This is a genomic window from Limnothrix redekei LRLZ20PSL1 (genome assembly GCF_043235035.1).
GTDB lineage: Bacteria > Cyanobacteriota > Cyanobacteriia > CACIAM-69d > CACIAM-69d > CACIAM-69d.
This window is the reverse complement of sequence record NZ_JAZAQF010000058.1, coordinates 1-567: the sequence shown is the minus strand read 5'-3', so window position 1 is coordinate 567 and position 567 is coordinate 1. Positions and strand designations below refer to the sequence as shown.

Below are 567 nucleotides of genomic sequence, written 5' to 3'. Positions count from 1 at the left end.
TAGCTCTCGCAACCGGGCGATTCATCCCAACCCAAAAACCGCTTTCGTCAATGAAGACAAGCCTTTCAGCTTCCACCTTCAAAATTCGCTGCCAGTAGTCTACACGCTCTGCTTGCACTTCTGCCGTGATTATTTTCTCGCTCCTGTAAGTTTTTTTTGAGGCTGATGTCATGTTGCTTTAAAAATCGATGCATCATGCTTGTGTTAGAACTGACACCCAATTTTTCTTGGACTTCTTCGCAGTACTCTCGCAATGTAAAATCAGGATTAGTTTCTACAATTTCCAAGATAGCTTCTTCATGCTGAGATAAGATGCTCACCCGCTTCGTACCACACTTTTTAGGTGATAAGCTTCCAGTGGAGCGATATAGGTTTAGAAGCCGTCTGACTGTCTCTGGGCTAATCGAAAATTGTTTTGCTACTTTCCGAATCGAAGTGTCTCCCTTCTCGTAAGCTTCTACGATTTTTCGGCGCAAGTCCAGCGAATAAAGACTCATGAGTTTTCCTGACGATAACTTCACTACACTGATAATTATATCGTGCCATTCGTTATAGGCAAAGGCTGTA

1 pseudogene is annotated in these 567 nt (G+C 43.0%); it reads right to left on the bottom strand.

The annotated features are described in order from the left end of the window. Nucleotides 1–497: pseudogene (locus VPK24_RS09680) on the bottom strand (helix-turn-helix domain-containing protein); the annotation flags it as partial. Nucleotides 498–567 lie beyond the last annotated feature (70 nt).